Annotated in this window: 15 protein-coding genes; 9 read left to right on the top strand and 6 right to left on the bottom strand. The window is 65.9% G+C overall.

Translation table 11 applies throughout. The features are described from left to right. The first annotated feature begins 35 nt into the window (after window positions 1-35). A complete protein-coding gene (locus Q4610_RS06675) occupies window positions 36-1,787 on the top strand; it encodes a DEAD/DEAH box helicase (RefSeq protein ID WP_304535212.1) in 1,752 nt (583 codons plus the stop codon). Between the two features lie 53 nt (window positions 1,788-1,840). After that, a complete protein-coding gene (locus Q4610_RS06670; protein WP_304535211.1) occupies window positions 1,841-3,379 on the top strand; it encodes a cryptochrome/photolyase family protein in 1,539 nt (512 codons plus the stop codon). Here Q4610_RS06670 and ybaL read toward each other — a convergent pair. The 3 genes from ybaL to Q4610_RS06655 form a co-directional block, all read right to left on the bottom strand. Then, on the bottom strand, window positions 3,376-5,004 hold the full coding sequence (ybaL, locus tag Q4610_RS06665) for a YbaL family putative K(+) efflux transporter (RefSeq protein ID WP_304535210.1): 1,629 nt from the start codon (window positions 5,002-5,004) through the stop codon (window positions 3,376-3,378). The two genes, Q4610_RS06670 and ybaL, sit on opposite strands and share 4 nt — an antisense overlap. Before the next feature lie 114 nt (window positions 5,005-5,118). After that, window positions 5,119-5,247, bottom strand: a complete 129-nt coding sequence (locus Q4610_RS06660; RefSeq protein ID WP_304535209.1) for a hypothetical protein — start codon at window positions 5,245-5,247, stop codon at window positions 5,119-5,121. A 56-nt stretch (window positions 5,248-5,303) separates the two neighbouring features. Further along, window positions 5,304-5,684 (bottom strand): hypothetical protein, encoded by a 381-nt coding sequence (locus Q4610_RS06655; RefSeq protein WP_304535208.1) that lies wholly within the window; start codon window positions 5,682-5,684, stop codon window positions 5,304-5,306. Between the two features lie 206 nt (window positions 5,685-5,890). Here Q4610_RS06655 and rplU point away from each other — a divergent pair, with 206 nt between their 5' ends. From rplU to Q4610_RS06640, 3 genes are all read left to right on the top strand, one after another. After that, a complete protein-coding gene (gene rplU, locus Q4610_RS06650; RefSeq protein WP_304535207.1) occupies window positions 5,891-6,190 on the top strand; it encodes a 50S ribosomal protein L21 in 300 nt (99 codons plus the stop codon). Window positions 6,191-6,223: 33 nt separating this feature from the next. Then, the gene (gene rpmA, locus Q4610_RS06645) at window positions 6,224-6,493 is read left to right on the top strand and encodes a 50S ribosomal protein L27 (RefSeq protein ID WP_304535206.1); all 270 of its coding nucleotides are present in this window, start codon (window positions 6,224-6,226) and stop codon (window positions 6,491-6,493) included. A 271-nt stretch (window positions 6,494-6,764) separates the two neighbouring features. After that, on the top strand, window positions 6,765-7,337 hold the full coding sequence (locus Q4610_RS06640; RefSeq protein ID WP_304535205.1) for a GNAT family N-acetyltransferase: 573 nt from the start codon (window positions 6,765-6,767) through the stop codon (window positions 7,335-7,337). 20 nt (window positions 7,338-7,357) lie between these two features. Here Q4610_RS06640 and Q4610_RS06635 read toward each other — a convergent pair whose 3' ends face one another. Next, window positions 7,358-7,891 carry a GNAT family N-acetyltransferase gene (locus tag Q4610_RS06635; RefSeq protein WP_304535204.1) on the bottom strand — a complete coding sequence of 178 codons (534 nt, stop codon included), beginning with the start codon at window positions 7,889-7,891 and terminating at the stop codon, window positions 7,358-7,360. Window positions 7,892-7,922: 31 nt separating this feature from the next. Beyond that, on the bottom strand, window positions 7,923-8,774 hold the full coding sequence (locus tag Q4610_RS06630; protein WP_304535203.1) for a metal-dependent hydrolase: 852 nt from the start codon (window positions 8,772-8,774) through the stop codon (window positions 7,923-7,925). A gap of 51 nt (window positions 8,775-8,825) precedes the next feature. On the opposite strand from Q4610_RS06630, the gene Q4610_RS06625 reads away from it, so the two are divergent. The 4 genes from Q4610_RS06625 to Q4610_RS06610 all read left to right on the top strand — a co-directional run bounded on the left by Q4610_RS06625 (window position 8,826) and on the right by Q4610_RS06610 (window position 12,829). Continuing rightward, window positions 8,826-9,443: a TetR/AcrR family transcriptional regulator gene (locus tag Q4610_RS06625; protein WP_304535202.1), complete on the top strand. Its 618-nt coding sequence runs from the start codon at window positions 8,826-8,828 to the stop codon at window positions 9,441-9,443. A 131-nt stretch (window positions 9,444-9,574) separates the two neighbouring features. After that, complete coding sequence (obgE, locus tag Q4610_RS06620) at window positions 9,575-10,672, top strand: GTPase ObgE (protein WP_304535201.1); 1,098 nt, start codon at window positions 9,575-9,577, stop codon at window positions 10,670-10,672. A gap of 97 nt (window positions 10,673-10,769) precedes the next feature. Beyond that, a complete protein-coding gene (proB, locus tag Q4610_RS06615) occupies window positions 10,770-11,897 on the top strand; it encodes a glutamate 5-kinase (RefSeq protein ID WP_304535200.1) in 1,128 nt (375 codons plus the stop codon). Between the two features lie 23 nt (window positions 11,898-11,920). After that, window positions 11,921-12,829, top strand: a complete 909-nt coding sequence (locus Q4610_RS06610; RefSeq protein ID WP_304535562.1) for an NAD-dependent epimerase/dehydratase family protein — start codon at window positions 11,921-11,923, stop codon at window positions 12,827-12,829. A gap of 225 nt (window positions 12,830-13,054) precedes the next feature. On the opposite strand, the gene Q4610_RS06605 is transcribed toward Q4610_RS06610, so the two are convergent. Further along, a complete protein-coding gene (locus Q4610_RS06605) occupies window positions 13,055-13,561 on the bottom strand; it encodes a hypothetical protein (RefSeq protein ID WP_304535199.1) in 507 nt (168 codons plus the stop codon). Between the last annotated feature and the right edge of the window lie 96 nt (window positions 13,562-13,657).

Raw genomic sequence — 13,657 nt, 5'->3', positions numbered from 1 at the left:
AATGGCGGGTCGCTTAACCGACGAGACAACAAGATATGGCATTTGAAACACTTCCTTCCATCCTTGCCCAGGCGCTGACCGCCAAGGGCTATGAAAGCCTGACCGAAGTGCAGGCGTCCGTCATCGAGCCCGAAGCCATTGGCCGCGACATGATCGTGTCGGCCAAGACCGGATCGGGCAAGACCGTCGCATTCGGCCTGGCCATGGCGGGCGAATTGCTGGGCGACGGCGAGAAGCTCCCCGTCGCCGGCCTGCCGCTGGCGCTGGTGATCGCGCCGACGCGCGAACTGGCGTTGCAGGTGAGCCGCGAGCTGGAATGGCTCTATGGCGCGGCGCGCGCGCGCATCGCGACCTGCGTGGGCGGGATGGACGCCGCCAAGGAGCGCCGCAGCCTGGCCCATGGCGCGCATATCGTGGTCGGCACGCCGGGCCGCCTGCGCGACCATCTGGAACGCGGGGCGCTCGACCTGTCGGCGATCAGGTCGGTCGTGCTGGATGAAGCCGACGAAATGCTGGACATGGGCTTTCGCGAGGATCTGGAGGGCATTCTCGACAGCGCGCCCGAAGGCCGCCGCACGCTCCTTTTCTCCGCCACCATGCCCAAGCCGATCGTGGCGCTGGCCAAGCGCTACCAGCGCGATGCGCTGCGCATCTCGACCGTCACCGAGGAACGCGGCCATGGCGACATCAGCTATCAGGCGCTGACCGTCGCGCCGTCCGACATCGAAAATGCGGTGGTCAACCTGCTGCGCTATCATGAGGCGGAGACGGCGATGCTATTCTGCGCCACGCGCGACAATGTCCGCCACCTGCACAGCAGCCTGACCGAGCGCGGCTTTGCCGCCGTGGCACTGTCGGGCGAGCATAGCCAGAATGAGCGCAACCATGCGTTGCAGGCGCTGCGCGACAAGCGGGCGCGGGTGTGCGTCGCGACCGACGTGGCCGCGCGCGGCATCGACCTGCCTTCGCTGAGCCTGGTCGTGCATGTCGAACTGCCGCGCGACGCCGAAACGATGCAGCATCGGTCGGGCCGCACCGGCCGCGCGGGCAAGAAGGGGACGGCCGTGCTGATCGTGCCCTATCCGCGCCGTCGCCGCGTCGAATCCATGCTGCGCGGCGCGAAGATCCCGGTCGAATGGGGCACCCCGCCCAGCAAGGAAGCGATTCTGGAGCAGGATAATCTGCGCCTGCGCGCGACGCTGATGGAGAAGGCGGAACTGGACGAGGCCGACTGGACGCTGGGCGCCGAGTTGCTGGCCGAGAAGTCCGCCAAGGAAATCGCGGCGATGCTGGTGCGCAGCGCCCGCGCCGCCCTGCCCGCGCCGGAGGAATTGCTGGACGGCAGCGAGGCCCCCGCGCGTCGCGACGGGCCGCGTCCGGGCTTTGAGGACACGCAATGGTTCCGCATGGACATCGGCCGGCGGCAAAATGCCGATCCGCGCTGGATATTGCCGCTGATCTGCCGCCGTGGCCATGTGTCGCGCCAGGATATCGGCGCGATCCGCATCACCGCCGATGAAACGATGTTCGAAATCCCCAAGGCGATCGCGAGCCGTTTCATCACATCGATCAAGCGTACCGCCGAAGCCAATGACGAGGGCGCGGACGTGTCTTTCCAGCCGGTCGACGGCGCCCCGCGCGAGGAAGCGCGGGAAAATCGCCGCCAGTTGCGCCCGTCCAACGATGCGCGGCCCAATCGTGGCCCGCGCCCGCCCGCCCATGCAGCGCGCCCGTTCAAGGGCGGCCCCAAGCGCGGCGCGCCCGGCGGACCGCGCAAGCCGCGCTGACATCCCTTTCGGGCATGTAGGATAAAAGAGGGCCGTGACGCATTCCGACAGGGATGCGCCATGGCCCTCTCCTCATTCCCGTCCTGGGCGACCAGTTGACGCCGGACATAGCCGCGCTGCGCGATGCCGACAAGGCGGACAGCATCGTGCTGATGATGGAGGTGGCGGACGAAACCACCTATGTCCGCCATCACAAGGCCAAGATCGCCTTCATCCTGTCGGCCATGCGCCATCATGCCGACCGGCTGCGGGCGCTCGGCTGGACGGTCGATTATGTGCGGCTGGACGATCCCGACAATGACGGCAGCTTCACCGGCGCGGTGGCGCGCGCGATCAGCCGGCATCGGCCCCGCGCCATCCATGTCACCGAAGCGGGCGAGTGGCGCGTGCGGGCGATGCTGGAGGCGTGGGAAGCGCGGTTCGCGATACCCGTCACCATCCATGAGGATGATCGTTTCCTCTGTTCCCATGCGCAGTTCGACACATGGGCGGCGGCGCGCAAGCCGTTGCGGATGGAATATTTCTATCGCGACATGCGCCGCATGAGCGGCCTGCTGATGACGCCGGATGGCACGCCCGAAGGTGGCGAATGGAATTATGATGCGGACAATCGCAAACCGCCGCCCAGGCGCGACCTGTTGATGCCGCAGCCATTGCGCTTTACCCCGGACGCAGAGACCCAGGCGGTGCTGGCGATGGTGGCGGAGCGCTTTGCCGGCCATATCGGCAGCCTGGACCATTTCGCCTTCGCCGTGACGCGGGAGGATGCCCTGCGCCAGCAGCAGCGCTTCCTGGACGAGGCGCTGCCGCGCTTTGGCGACTATCAGGACGCGATGCTGACCGACGAGCCGTTCCTGTGGCATTCGATCCTGTCGCCCTATATCAATGTGGGGCTGATCGATCCGCTGGACCTGTGCCGGGCGGTGGAGGCGCGCTATCGTGCGGGCAAGGCCCCGCTGAACGCCGCCGAGGGCTTCATCCGCCAGATCATCGGCTGGCGCGAATATATACGCGGCATCTACTGGCATGAAGGGCCGGACTATGCGCGGCGCAATGCGCTGGGCGCGACGCGCGACCTGCCGGATTTCTACTGGACCGGCGACACGGAGATGCATTGCATGGCGCAGGCGATCGGCCAGACGATCGACCATGCCTATGCCCATCATATCCAGCGGCTGATGATCACCGGCAATTTCGCGCTGCTGGCCGGGATCGACCCGCATCAGGTGCATGTCTGGTATCTGGAAGTCTATGCCGACGCCTATGAATGGGTGGAATTGCCCAACACGCTGGGGATGAGCCAGTTCGCCGATGGCGGGTTGCTGGGGTCGAAACCCTATGCGGCCGGGGGCGCCTATATCAACCGGATGTCCGATTATTGCGGATCGTGCCGCTATGACGTGAAGCAGCGGGTGGGCGTGGACGCCTGCCCGTTCAATGCGCTCTATTGGGATTTCCTGGCGCGCAACGAGGACCGGCTGACGCGCAATCCGCGCCTGGCCATGCCCTATCGGACATGGACCAGGATGGCGGAGGCCGATCGCGCCGCCATCCGGGATCAGGCGGCACGCTTTCTGGACAGTCTGGCCTAGCCCGCGCCGCAGAGCGTCAGCATCCGGTTCGCCAGTTCGCGTTCACCCATGACGATATGGGGGACGCCCAGCCCCTCCAGATGCGCGACCTCCGCATCGCTATGAGCGCGGGCGACAACCTGGATGTTTGGGTTGAGCCGCCGGGCATGGTCATGGATCGCGCCGCCTTCGAACCCTTCGGGCACGGCGATCAGCAGGTGGCGCGCATCGCCGATGCCGGCGGCGAGCAGATGCTTGTCCTCCAGCGCATTGCCCCTGACGATCGACAGGCCGGCCTCCTCGGCCTCCTCCACCCGTTCCGGGTCATCCTCGATAATGATGACATGCAGCTTGCGCTCGGCCAGGCGGGTGGCGATCATCTTGCCGACGCGGCCATAGCCGACCAGGATGACATGCCCCATGCGCGGGCCGCTGGGCGCGCGGACCGGCTCGCCGCTCTCGTCCGGCCGGTGGTCGCGCACGATGAGGGTGAAGAGGATGGGGTTGAGGAAGATCGACGCCATCGCCCCGGCGAGGATCAGGTCGCGCCCTTCGGCCGGCAGGACGCCAAGCCCGGTGCCCAGGGATGCAAGGATGAAGGAAAATTCGCCGATCTGGGCCAGGCTGGCGGCGATGGTGAGCGCGGTGACATTGGCATGGCCAAAGACGCGGACGATGCCCCAGGCGGCGATCGATTTGCCCACGACGATGATGAGGATGGTGGCCAGCAGCGGCAAGGGCTGCTCCACCACGATCGACGGGTTGAACAGCATCCCCACCGACACGAAGAAGAGCACGGCGAAAGCGTCGCGCAGCGGCAGCGTTTCCTCCGTCGCGCGGCGGCTCAAAGGGGTTTCGCCCAGGATCATGCCGGCGAAGAAAGCACCCAGCGCGAAGGACACGTCGAAGGCCGCCGCCGCGCCGAAGGCGACGCCGAGCGCGATGGCGAGGACAGCGAGGCGGAACAGCTCGCGCGATCCGGTATGGACTACCCAGTGCAGCGCCCAGGGAATGACGCGGCGACCGACGATCAGCATCACCGCGACAAAGCCGACTACCTTGAGCAGGGTGCCGAGCAGCGGGCCGATGAGCGCGGCGGCCCCTGCCCCGTCGGCACTGTTCATGACGCTGGCAAGCGCGGGGAGCAGGACAAGGGCGAGGACCATCACCAGATCCTCCACGATCAGCCAGCCGATCGCGATTCGGCCGCGCCGGGTTTCGACCAGATCGGCGCCCTGGAGCGCGCGCAGCAGGACGACCGTGCTCGCGACCGAGAGGGCGAGGCCGAAAACGATGCCGCCCATCAGCGGCCATCCCATCAGGTGGGAAAGGCCCATGCCCAACAGCGTCGCGACCGCGATCTGCACCAGCGCGCCGGGCACCGCGATATTCTTGACCGACAGAAGATCCTTGAGCGAAAAATGCAGGCCGACGCCGAACATCAGCAAAATGACGCCGATTTCGGCGAGTTCATTGGCAAGGTCGGCGTCGGCGACGAAGCCGGGGGTGAAGGGGCCGACCATGATGCCCGCGACCAGATAGCCGACCAGCGGCGAGAGTTTGAGCCGATGGGCGATCGCGCCCATGATGAAGGCGACGACGAGACCGGCGACGATGGTGCCGATCAGGGGGGTATGATGGGGCATGTTTGCCTTTCGATCCGGCCGCCGGGCGGGGGAGACAGCGCCCGGCGGGAAAGTAGCAGATGCGGTCCGTGCGAACCACGCCATTCGGGACGGGCCGACGGCGCGGCAGGACGGTCATTCGACGAGGCTGATCATCGTCGCCGACAGCGCGAAGGCGGCGACGCCGAGGCCCGCCATGACGGTGGGCATGAACCACCGGGGCGGGCGGCGGCGACGGCCGCGGCGCGGATTTTTGCGAGGCATGGCAGGCTCCTGCGTCCAACGAACGGCCCGTCCAGGACGGGCGGGTTTGCGATTCGTCAGGAGGCAGCGGGCGGCGCGCGGGCGTGACCGGCGCGGACGAGGGCAAAGGATGTCCGGCCCTGCGGCCTGGCGGGGGCAAAGATAGCGGTCAGGATGCGCCAGACCATGGCCAGCAGCGCCGCGCACAGGCCATGCAGCGGCAAAAGCGGCAAACCGTCGCCATCGGGGCGGGCAGGCTGGACCATCTGCGTGGTGGCCGGCGTGCGGGCCTTGAGCACCACATCGCTGGTCGCGGGGTTGAAGGCGGAGCCGGTCACGCGGCTGAGCGGCGGGCCGAGCGGGGCCAGCGCCGACAGCAGGGTGACGGCGATCAGGGTCCACAGCGCGGCCAGAATCGCGGTGCGGGGGATGATGCCCCTTCCCTTCCGCTTTTCCATGCCGCTATACTGCATCTGTTCGCCATATCCCTTGCTTGCGCCCCAAGATAGGGAAAGCCGGGGGTGAAAACCAGTGCGGAAACCGGGCCGGATCGGTTGACAGTCGCGAGTCATTCCACTAACGGGCCACATTCCCGCGCGGGTCGGCAGGACTTCATGTCTTTGGTGAGCTGCGTAAAGCAGATTTGAACGAGAAGAGACAAGCCATGTTCGCTATCGTGCGCACAGGCGGCAAGCAGTATCGCGTCGCCGCCGGAGACAAGATCGTCGTTGAAAAGCTGGCTGGCGAAGCCGGCGACAAGGTCACGCTGGGCGATGTCCTGCTGGCCGGTGAAGGCGGCGAGCTGAAGGACGCGGCCAAGCTGACCGTCGCGGCCGAAATCATCGCGCAGGCGAAGGGCGAGAAGGTCATCGTCTTCAAGAAGCGTCGCCGCCACAATTATCGCCGCAAGAATGGCCATCGCCAGAATCACACGATCCTGCGGATCGTGTCGATCGGCGCCTGAGCCACAGCGTAACGTTTTCGAGGAGTTTAGGTCATGGCACATAAGAAAGCTGGCGGTTCGTCGCGTAACGGTCGCGATTCGGAATCGAAGCGCCTTGGCGTGAAGAAGTTCGGCGGTCAGGACGTGATCGGCGGCAACATCATCATTCGCCAGCGCGGCACCCGCGTCTATCCGGGCCGCAATGTCGGCATGGGCAAGGATCACACGCTCTTCGCGCTTGGCGAAGGCAAGGTGGTATTCCACACCGGCAAGCTCGGCCGCAAATATGTGTCGGTGGATGCATTGGCCCAGGCCGCAGAATAACGGACGATCGATGCCGGGTCGTCCTCCGACAGGAGCGACCCTCCCGCTGTTCAGGCCAATGGCCTGACGCCGGTGTCCGAGGGAAAACGGGGCGCTCCTTCCATGTGAGGGGCGCCCCTTTTCCGTTGGGCGAATATCCCTCGCAAAATCCCTCAAGTCTCTGGAACTCAACGCCTTCTCGCGCGTCGTGCGGGCGGGGAAACAGCCAGAATGAAAGCGTCGCGAAGCCGTCATGAAAGGCGGCTAACGGCGCGCAGAAGAGGAGACGAGAATGTTCGCCCGCACCCCCCGCCTGCTGCTGCGTCCCGGCTGGATGGAAGACGCCCAGGCCCTGGTCCACGCCATTGGCGACCCGGCGGTCATCCGCAATCTGGCGCGCGTCCCCAGCCCCTATGGCCTGGACGATGCGCACGCCTATCTGGCGATGCCGCAGCATCCGCGCCAGCCGCGCCTGCTGGCCTTCACCCGCACCCAGGGCGCGCCGCGCCTGGTCGGGGGATGCGGCATTCATCTGAGCGAGACGGGCACCCCTGAACTGGGTTACTGGATCGCCCGCCCCTATTGGGGACTGGGTTTTGCAACCGAAGCCGCGCGCGCGGTGATGGCGATGGCGCGGGCCAATGGCGTCCGCGACATGCGCGCCTGCCATTTTGTCGACAATCGGGCATCCGGCAACGTCCTGCGCAAGCTGGGCTTTCGCTTCACCGGACGGATCGAGCCGCGTTACAGCCTGGCGCGTGGCGCCATGGTCGATTGCCTGCTGTTCGAGGAGGGCGAAGCCGCGCGCCTGAATGACGATCCGGCGATGGACCTGTATGGCGACGCACTGCCGGTGGCGGCCTGAAGGCATGGCATCCGCCGCCCTTACAGGGGCGGATGCCTTGGCCGGTTGAACAGCCGGATTGGCTGGCCCCCATGATCGGCATCGGCCAGCGGGTGGAAGCCCAGCTTCCCCGCCACCTTGATCGACGCGAGATTGCCGGGATCAATGATGCAACGGATGGCTGGGGCGTCGAGATGGGCGTCGGCCCATTGCAGGATCGCCTGCATCGCTTCCGTGGCGATGCCCCTGCCCCAGGCATCGCGGCCGAGCACCCAGCCCGCTTCGGGCACGCCCTCCAGATACGCGATGCCGCGTTCGGCGCTGAGCAGACCGGCTTCGCCCAGCAGCACGCCGCTGTCACGTTCCTCGATCACCCACATGCCATAGCCCAGCAGCGCCCACATGCCGGCATAGCGGAGCAGGCGGAACCAGACCGCCTGCGCATCCTGCGGCACGCCGCCGATATGGCGCACCACCTGCGCGTCGGCCCAGAGCGTGCGACAGGCAGCATAATCCTCCACCCGATGCGGGCGGAGGATCAGGCGGATGGTTTCAAGGGTCGGTGCATCGGCCATGGCGCCATAGAATAGCGCCGCCGCACCGGGGTCAAGCGAGCGCGGATTGCAGACCAGGGCTGCGCGCAGCGGCATAGGGCGTGTCGGCCAGCGCGATGAGCGCGCGGTCATCCACCTGCCACGGATGAAAGCCGGGCAGGAAATAGCCGAGCCAGGGCCGCGCCACCCGGCGCAATATGCCGGGGCGCACCAGCGCATGATGGAGCAACCCGCCCCAGGCGCGACGCCCGCTGATGCCGTCCTGCCGCAGCAGGTCCATCATGCCGCGCGCGCGATGGTGGAGGAAATGTTTCGTCACCACCAGCATCAGCATGCTTTTCACCCACCAGCGCCTGAACCGGCTCCAGTCGCGCGTGGCATGGACCCATGTGTCATGGGCGACGCCCTTATGCTCGATCTCCTCGATCGCGTGCCAGCGCCAGAGCGCCGCGCTGTCCGGGTCGGCGCCGTCGAGATGGCGCGGATCACTGAGCAGTTCATGGGCGAGGATGGCGGTGAAATGTTCCAGCGCCATGGTCGCGGCCAGGCTGGCGATCGGCGGGCGCTGTCTGGCGAGGTCCAGCATGGTGGTGACGTCCGCGTCGAGGCGCGACACGTCATAGCCATGATCCGTGACCTGCCGGTTGAAGGCCAGATGTTCGCGGCTGTGGACGACTTCCTGTTTGATGAAGGCGGCGATTTCGCGTCCCAGCCTGTCCGGCACGCCGTCGCGGAAGGCGCGGACGCTGTCGATGAAATAGGCTTCGCCGCGCGGGAAGGTGATCGACAGCGCGTTGAAGAAAGCCGTAGCGATCGGGTCGCCGTTCAGCCAATGTCGCGCAATGCTGCGATCCCGCCCGAAACGGCGGTCGCGCGGCGTGATGGTGAGGTCGGTCGGGGTCATGATGTCTCCCTTCGTTACTTACATTTATGTAAATAAGAGTTGCTTACAATCATGTCAATAAAACGCGCGCGCCTCAGCCCGGATGAAAGCCGCCTCGTCGCCGTGGAGGCGGCGCGCGACCTGCTGATCGAGGCGGGGCCGCAGGCGGTGACGCTGAAAGCCGTGGCCGGGCGGGTCGGGCGGACCCACGCCAATCTGCTGCACCATTTTGGATCGGCGGCGGGATTGCAGAAGGCGCTGGCCGCGCATCTGGCCGACACCATCACCGCCAAGATCGGCGAGGCGGTGGACGCGGCGCGGCGCGGCGAGGTCAGCCCGCGCACCATCGTCGACATGACATTCGACGCCTTCGACCGGGAGGGTGCGGGCGCGCTGGCAAGCTGGATGCTGGCGTCGGGCAATGAGGATGCGCTGGACCCGGTGGTGGACGCGATCCACCGGCTGGTCGACAAGCTGGCGGCGAGCGCGCTGACCCCCAATGTCGCGGACCTGATCCGCGACAATACGCTGATGCTGGTGCTGGTGGCGCTGGGCGATTCGCAACTGGGCGGGGCGATGGCCGCCGCCCTGGCCCTGCCGCGCGAAAAGGCGCGCGAAATCGCGACGCACAACCTGACTTTCGCGCTGATGCAGGAAGCCGCCGCGATAGCAGCGCAGGCCAAGGTTTAATTTTCCGGCAGATGGCGCTATGGCGCTGGCAGAATGGACGATCCCGGCATCGTCCCACATGTTTCTTGTTTTCCGCATTCTGCGACCCGGCGGCTGTTCCAGCCGCCTCCAGAATGCTTTATGGGCGCGCCATGCATTTTCTCGATCAAGCCAAAATCTACATCAAATCCGGCTGGGGTGGTCCCGGCGCGGTCAGTTTCCGTCGCGAAAAATATGAGGAATATGGCGGCCCGGACGGCGGCAATGGCGGCAAGGGCGGCGACATCATCTTCGAAGCGGTGCAGGGTTTGAACACCCTGATCGACTTCCGCTACACCCAGCATTTCAAGGCGCAGCGCGGCACGCCCGGCATGGGCAAGAACCGCTATGGCGCGGGCGGCAAGGATCTGGTCATCAAGGTGCCGGTGGGCACGCAGATCCTGTCCGACCCCAAGCCGATCGAGGGCAGCGAGGACGAGGACGGCATCCCCGATTATGAGGATCAGGAGGTGCTGGCCGACTTTACCGAAGTGGGGCAACGCATCACCTTCCTGCGTGGCGGCGATGGCGGCCGGGGCAACATGTCCTACAAGACCAGCACCAACCGCGCCCCGCGCCAGCATGGCACGGGCTGGCCGGGCCAGGAAATGTGGGTGTGGCTGCGGCTGAAACTGCTGGCCGATGTGGGCCTGGTGGGGATGCCCAATGCGGGCAAGTCGACCCTGATCAACCAGGTCACGAACACCAAGGCGAAGGTCGGCGCCTATGCCTTTACGACCACCAAGCCGCAACTGGGCGTGGTGCTGCATCGCGATCGCGAATTCGTGCTGGCGGATATTCCCGGCCTGATCGCGGGCGCGGCCGAGGGCGTGGGCATCGGCGACCGCTTCCTGGGTCATATCGAGCGGTGCCGCGTGCTGCTGCACCTGATCGACGCAACCGTCGACGACCCGGTCGAGGCGTTCCATATCGTGACCGAGGAACTGGCCGCCTATGGCGAGGGGCTGGACGAAAAACCGCAGATCGTGGCGCTCAACAAGGGCGACCTGCTGGGGCCGGAACTGATGGAGGACATCGCCGGGCAATTGCGCGAGGAAGCGGGTGTGGAAGATGTGTTCATCATTTCCGGCGCGACCGGCGAAGGCGTGGGCGCGCTGATGGACGCGGTGCTGCCGATGCTGGACGCCGAGGCGCGGGATGCAGAGGGCGAGGAGAATGACGAGGGCGAGGCGCGCTGGTCGCCGATCTAGGCGCCCGTTTCCACCTCCGTCCGGTTCGCGCTTGTCGAGAACCGGGCGCGAGGATTCTCGACAAGCTCGAACCGAACGGATGTTGTCTTAGATCGCCATGAACCCCCTTTCCGGCTTCCCCCCCGCCCTTGTCCGCCGCCTGGTCATCAAGATCGGGTCCGCTTTGCTCGTCGATCCGGCGGGCGAGGTGCGCGTCGACTGGCTGCGCACGCTGGTGACCGATGTCGCGGCGCGCAAAGGCGCGGGGCAGCAGGTCATCATCGTGTCGTCGGGCGCGATCGCGCTGGGCGCGCGGCGGCTGAAACTGCCCAAGGGCGGGCGCGGCAGCCTGGAGGATGCGCAGGCGGCGGCGGCGACCGGGCAGATCGCGCTGTCGCAATGCTGGGCCAGCCTGCTCGCGGAAAAGGGCATCACCGCCGCGCAGATGCTGGTGACGCTGGACGATCTGGAAAACCGGCGGCGTTACCTGAATGCGTCGGCCACGCTGGAGCGGCTGATGGCGCTGGACGTGGTGCCGGTGGTCAACGAGAATGACAGCGTGGCGACGGCGGAAATCCGCTTCGGCGACAATGACCGGCTGGCGGCGCGTATCGGACAGGCGGCACGGGCTGACGCGGTTGCGCTGCTTTCCGATGTGGACGGGCTTTACACCGCCAATCCGCACGCCGATGCGAACGCCATGCTCATAGAGACGATAGACAGGATCGACGCGCGGATCATGGCGATGGCCGATGACGGATCGGCGTCGGGCATGGGATCGGGCGGCATGGTATCGAAGATCCAGGCCGCGCGGATCGCCACTGGCGCGGGCGCGCATCTGGCCATTATTTCGGGCAAGGTCGACGCGCCGCTGTCGCACTGGGCCAATGGCGGCAAGGGGTCGATTTTCATTGCCGCCCAAGGCAAGGGCGCGCGCAAGGGCTGGCTGGCTGGCCGGCTGACGACGCGCGGCCGGCTGATCGTGGATGCGGGCGCGGAAAAGGCGCTGGGCAAGGGCAACAGCCTGCTGCCTGCAGGGGTGGCGAGCGTGGAGGGCCTGTTCGATCGCGGCGACGTGGTGGATATCGTGACCCAGGACGGCCGTGTGATCGCGCGCGGCCTGATCGAATATGACAGCGCGGCGGCGGTGAAGATCGCGGGCAAGCGCAGCGAGGATATCGCCGCGCTGCTGGGCGAAATGCCCCGGTCGGTGCTGGTCCATCGCGACCATATGGCGATGGTCTGATCATGACCCCGTTCCGTATTGCGATGACCGGCGCGACGGGCTTCGTCGGCGCCGAAGCGTTGGAGCAGGCGCTGGCTGACGGCCTGAACGGGGAGTTGCGCGTCAATGCGCTGACCCGCCGGGCGCAGCCGCCGCGCGCGAAGCTGAAATGGGTGCCGGGATCGCTGGAGGATGCCGCCGCGCTCGATACGCTGGTGCGGGACGCCGATGCGGTGATCCATATCGCCGGGGTGGTGAACGCGCCCGACCGCGATGGGTTCGAAGTGGGCAATGCGCGCGGCACCATGGCCGTGATCGACGCGATGCGACGGCGGGGTATCAGGCGGCTGGTGCATGTGTCGTCGCTGGCGGCGCGCGAACCTGGCCTGTCCGACTATGGCTGGTCCAAGGAACTGGCCGAAAAATATGTCAAGGCCAGCGGACTGGACTGGACCATCGTGCGACCGCCGGCGATTTACGGGCCGGGCGACAGGGAAATGCTGGAACTGTTCCGCATGGCCAGGCGCGGCATCATGATGCTGCCGCCGGGCGGGCGGCTGTCGGTGATCCATGTCGGCGACCTCGCCCGGCTGCTGCTGGCGTTGGCGCAGGAAAAGGAAAACAGCCTGACCCGCAGCTATGAGGTGGATGACGGCACGCCGGGCGGGTGGGAGCACAAGGATTTCGGCGCGGCGATCGGGCGGGCGGTGGGCCGGTCGGTCAGGACGCTCGCGACGCCGCAATGGCTGCTCAACGTGGCCGCGCGGGCAGACCGGCTGGTGCGCGGCAAGCAGGCAAAGCTCACCCCCGACCGGGTCGATTATTTCTGCCATCCCGACTGGGTGGTGGCCAAGCGCAAGCAGCCGCCCAAACGGCTGTGGATGCCGCAGGTGGGAACCGAGGAGGGGCTGCGCGAAACGGCGACGGCTTATCGGGAGAAAGGGTGGCTTTAGCGCCGAGCTGTACGAGAACGGGACGCTGTCAAACGGCGGATTTGGGTGGGTAGCGGACTCGCTTCTTTCACGTCGCCATCCCCGCGCAGGCGGGGATCCATCTCCCCAGCGTGGTGCTGGACGCAAGCTCAGGAGATGGGTTCCCGCTTTCGCGGGAATGACGAAGAAGGGTGGGTTGCGGACAGTCTGCCATCGGCTAGAAGTCAGCATAAAGCGGCCAGCAGTTTAGGCATTTACAGACTTGCTGATGTTACGGCATCGTTCGCTCCGTTCCAGAAAAGCCAAGGCTCTTGCTGTCATTTCAAGCACGCACTCTATGGTGTTTGCGGACATTTGCTCCGTCCAATAACGCGTCGGCAACCACCATGGCTTCCCCCAGAAGTGAAGATATTGTGAGGGCTTTCGGACTAGATTGGCAGCCCGCACCCAAGCGTGCGGTGATACAATTTCTCGACGACTAAGGTGAACTTGGAAAGTCGGACGCCGGTATTTGTCGAAATTGAAGATAACTGTGTCGATCTCGTCGCCGTAAAAACGCTCCAAGCAAATTTGCCTTGCGCTAACAACGTCTTTGGGATCGCGCAGGTGCACAGAAACTCTTTGAAAGCCAAGGGCAAGGTAGGGTGGGAGCAACTGCTCTTCTACAAGACGCCCCATCCTAGTCAGAGGGGTTCCGCCCAATCGGCACCATTTTGTGAAGCGCGCCGTCGCAATCTGGACGCTTTGGGTCATCTTGTTCTTCCTCTGCTTCAGCGACGACAAGATTGCTGTCTTGCGTCCGCTTTAGGCGAAAGCTCCTGTCTCGCAAAGCGGCAACAAATGGTCGAC

Source organism: Sphingobium cyanobacteriorum, from assembly GCF_030580935.1.
Classification (GTDB): domain Bacteria; phylum Pseudomonadota; class Alphaproteobacteria; order Sphingomonadales; family Sphingomonadaceae; genus Sphingobium; species Sphingobium cyanobacteriorum.
The sequence above is the reverse complement of the archived record's forward strand: the minus strand, read 5'-3'. Positions and strand labels throughout refer to the sequence as shown.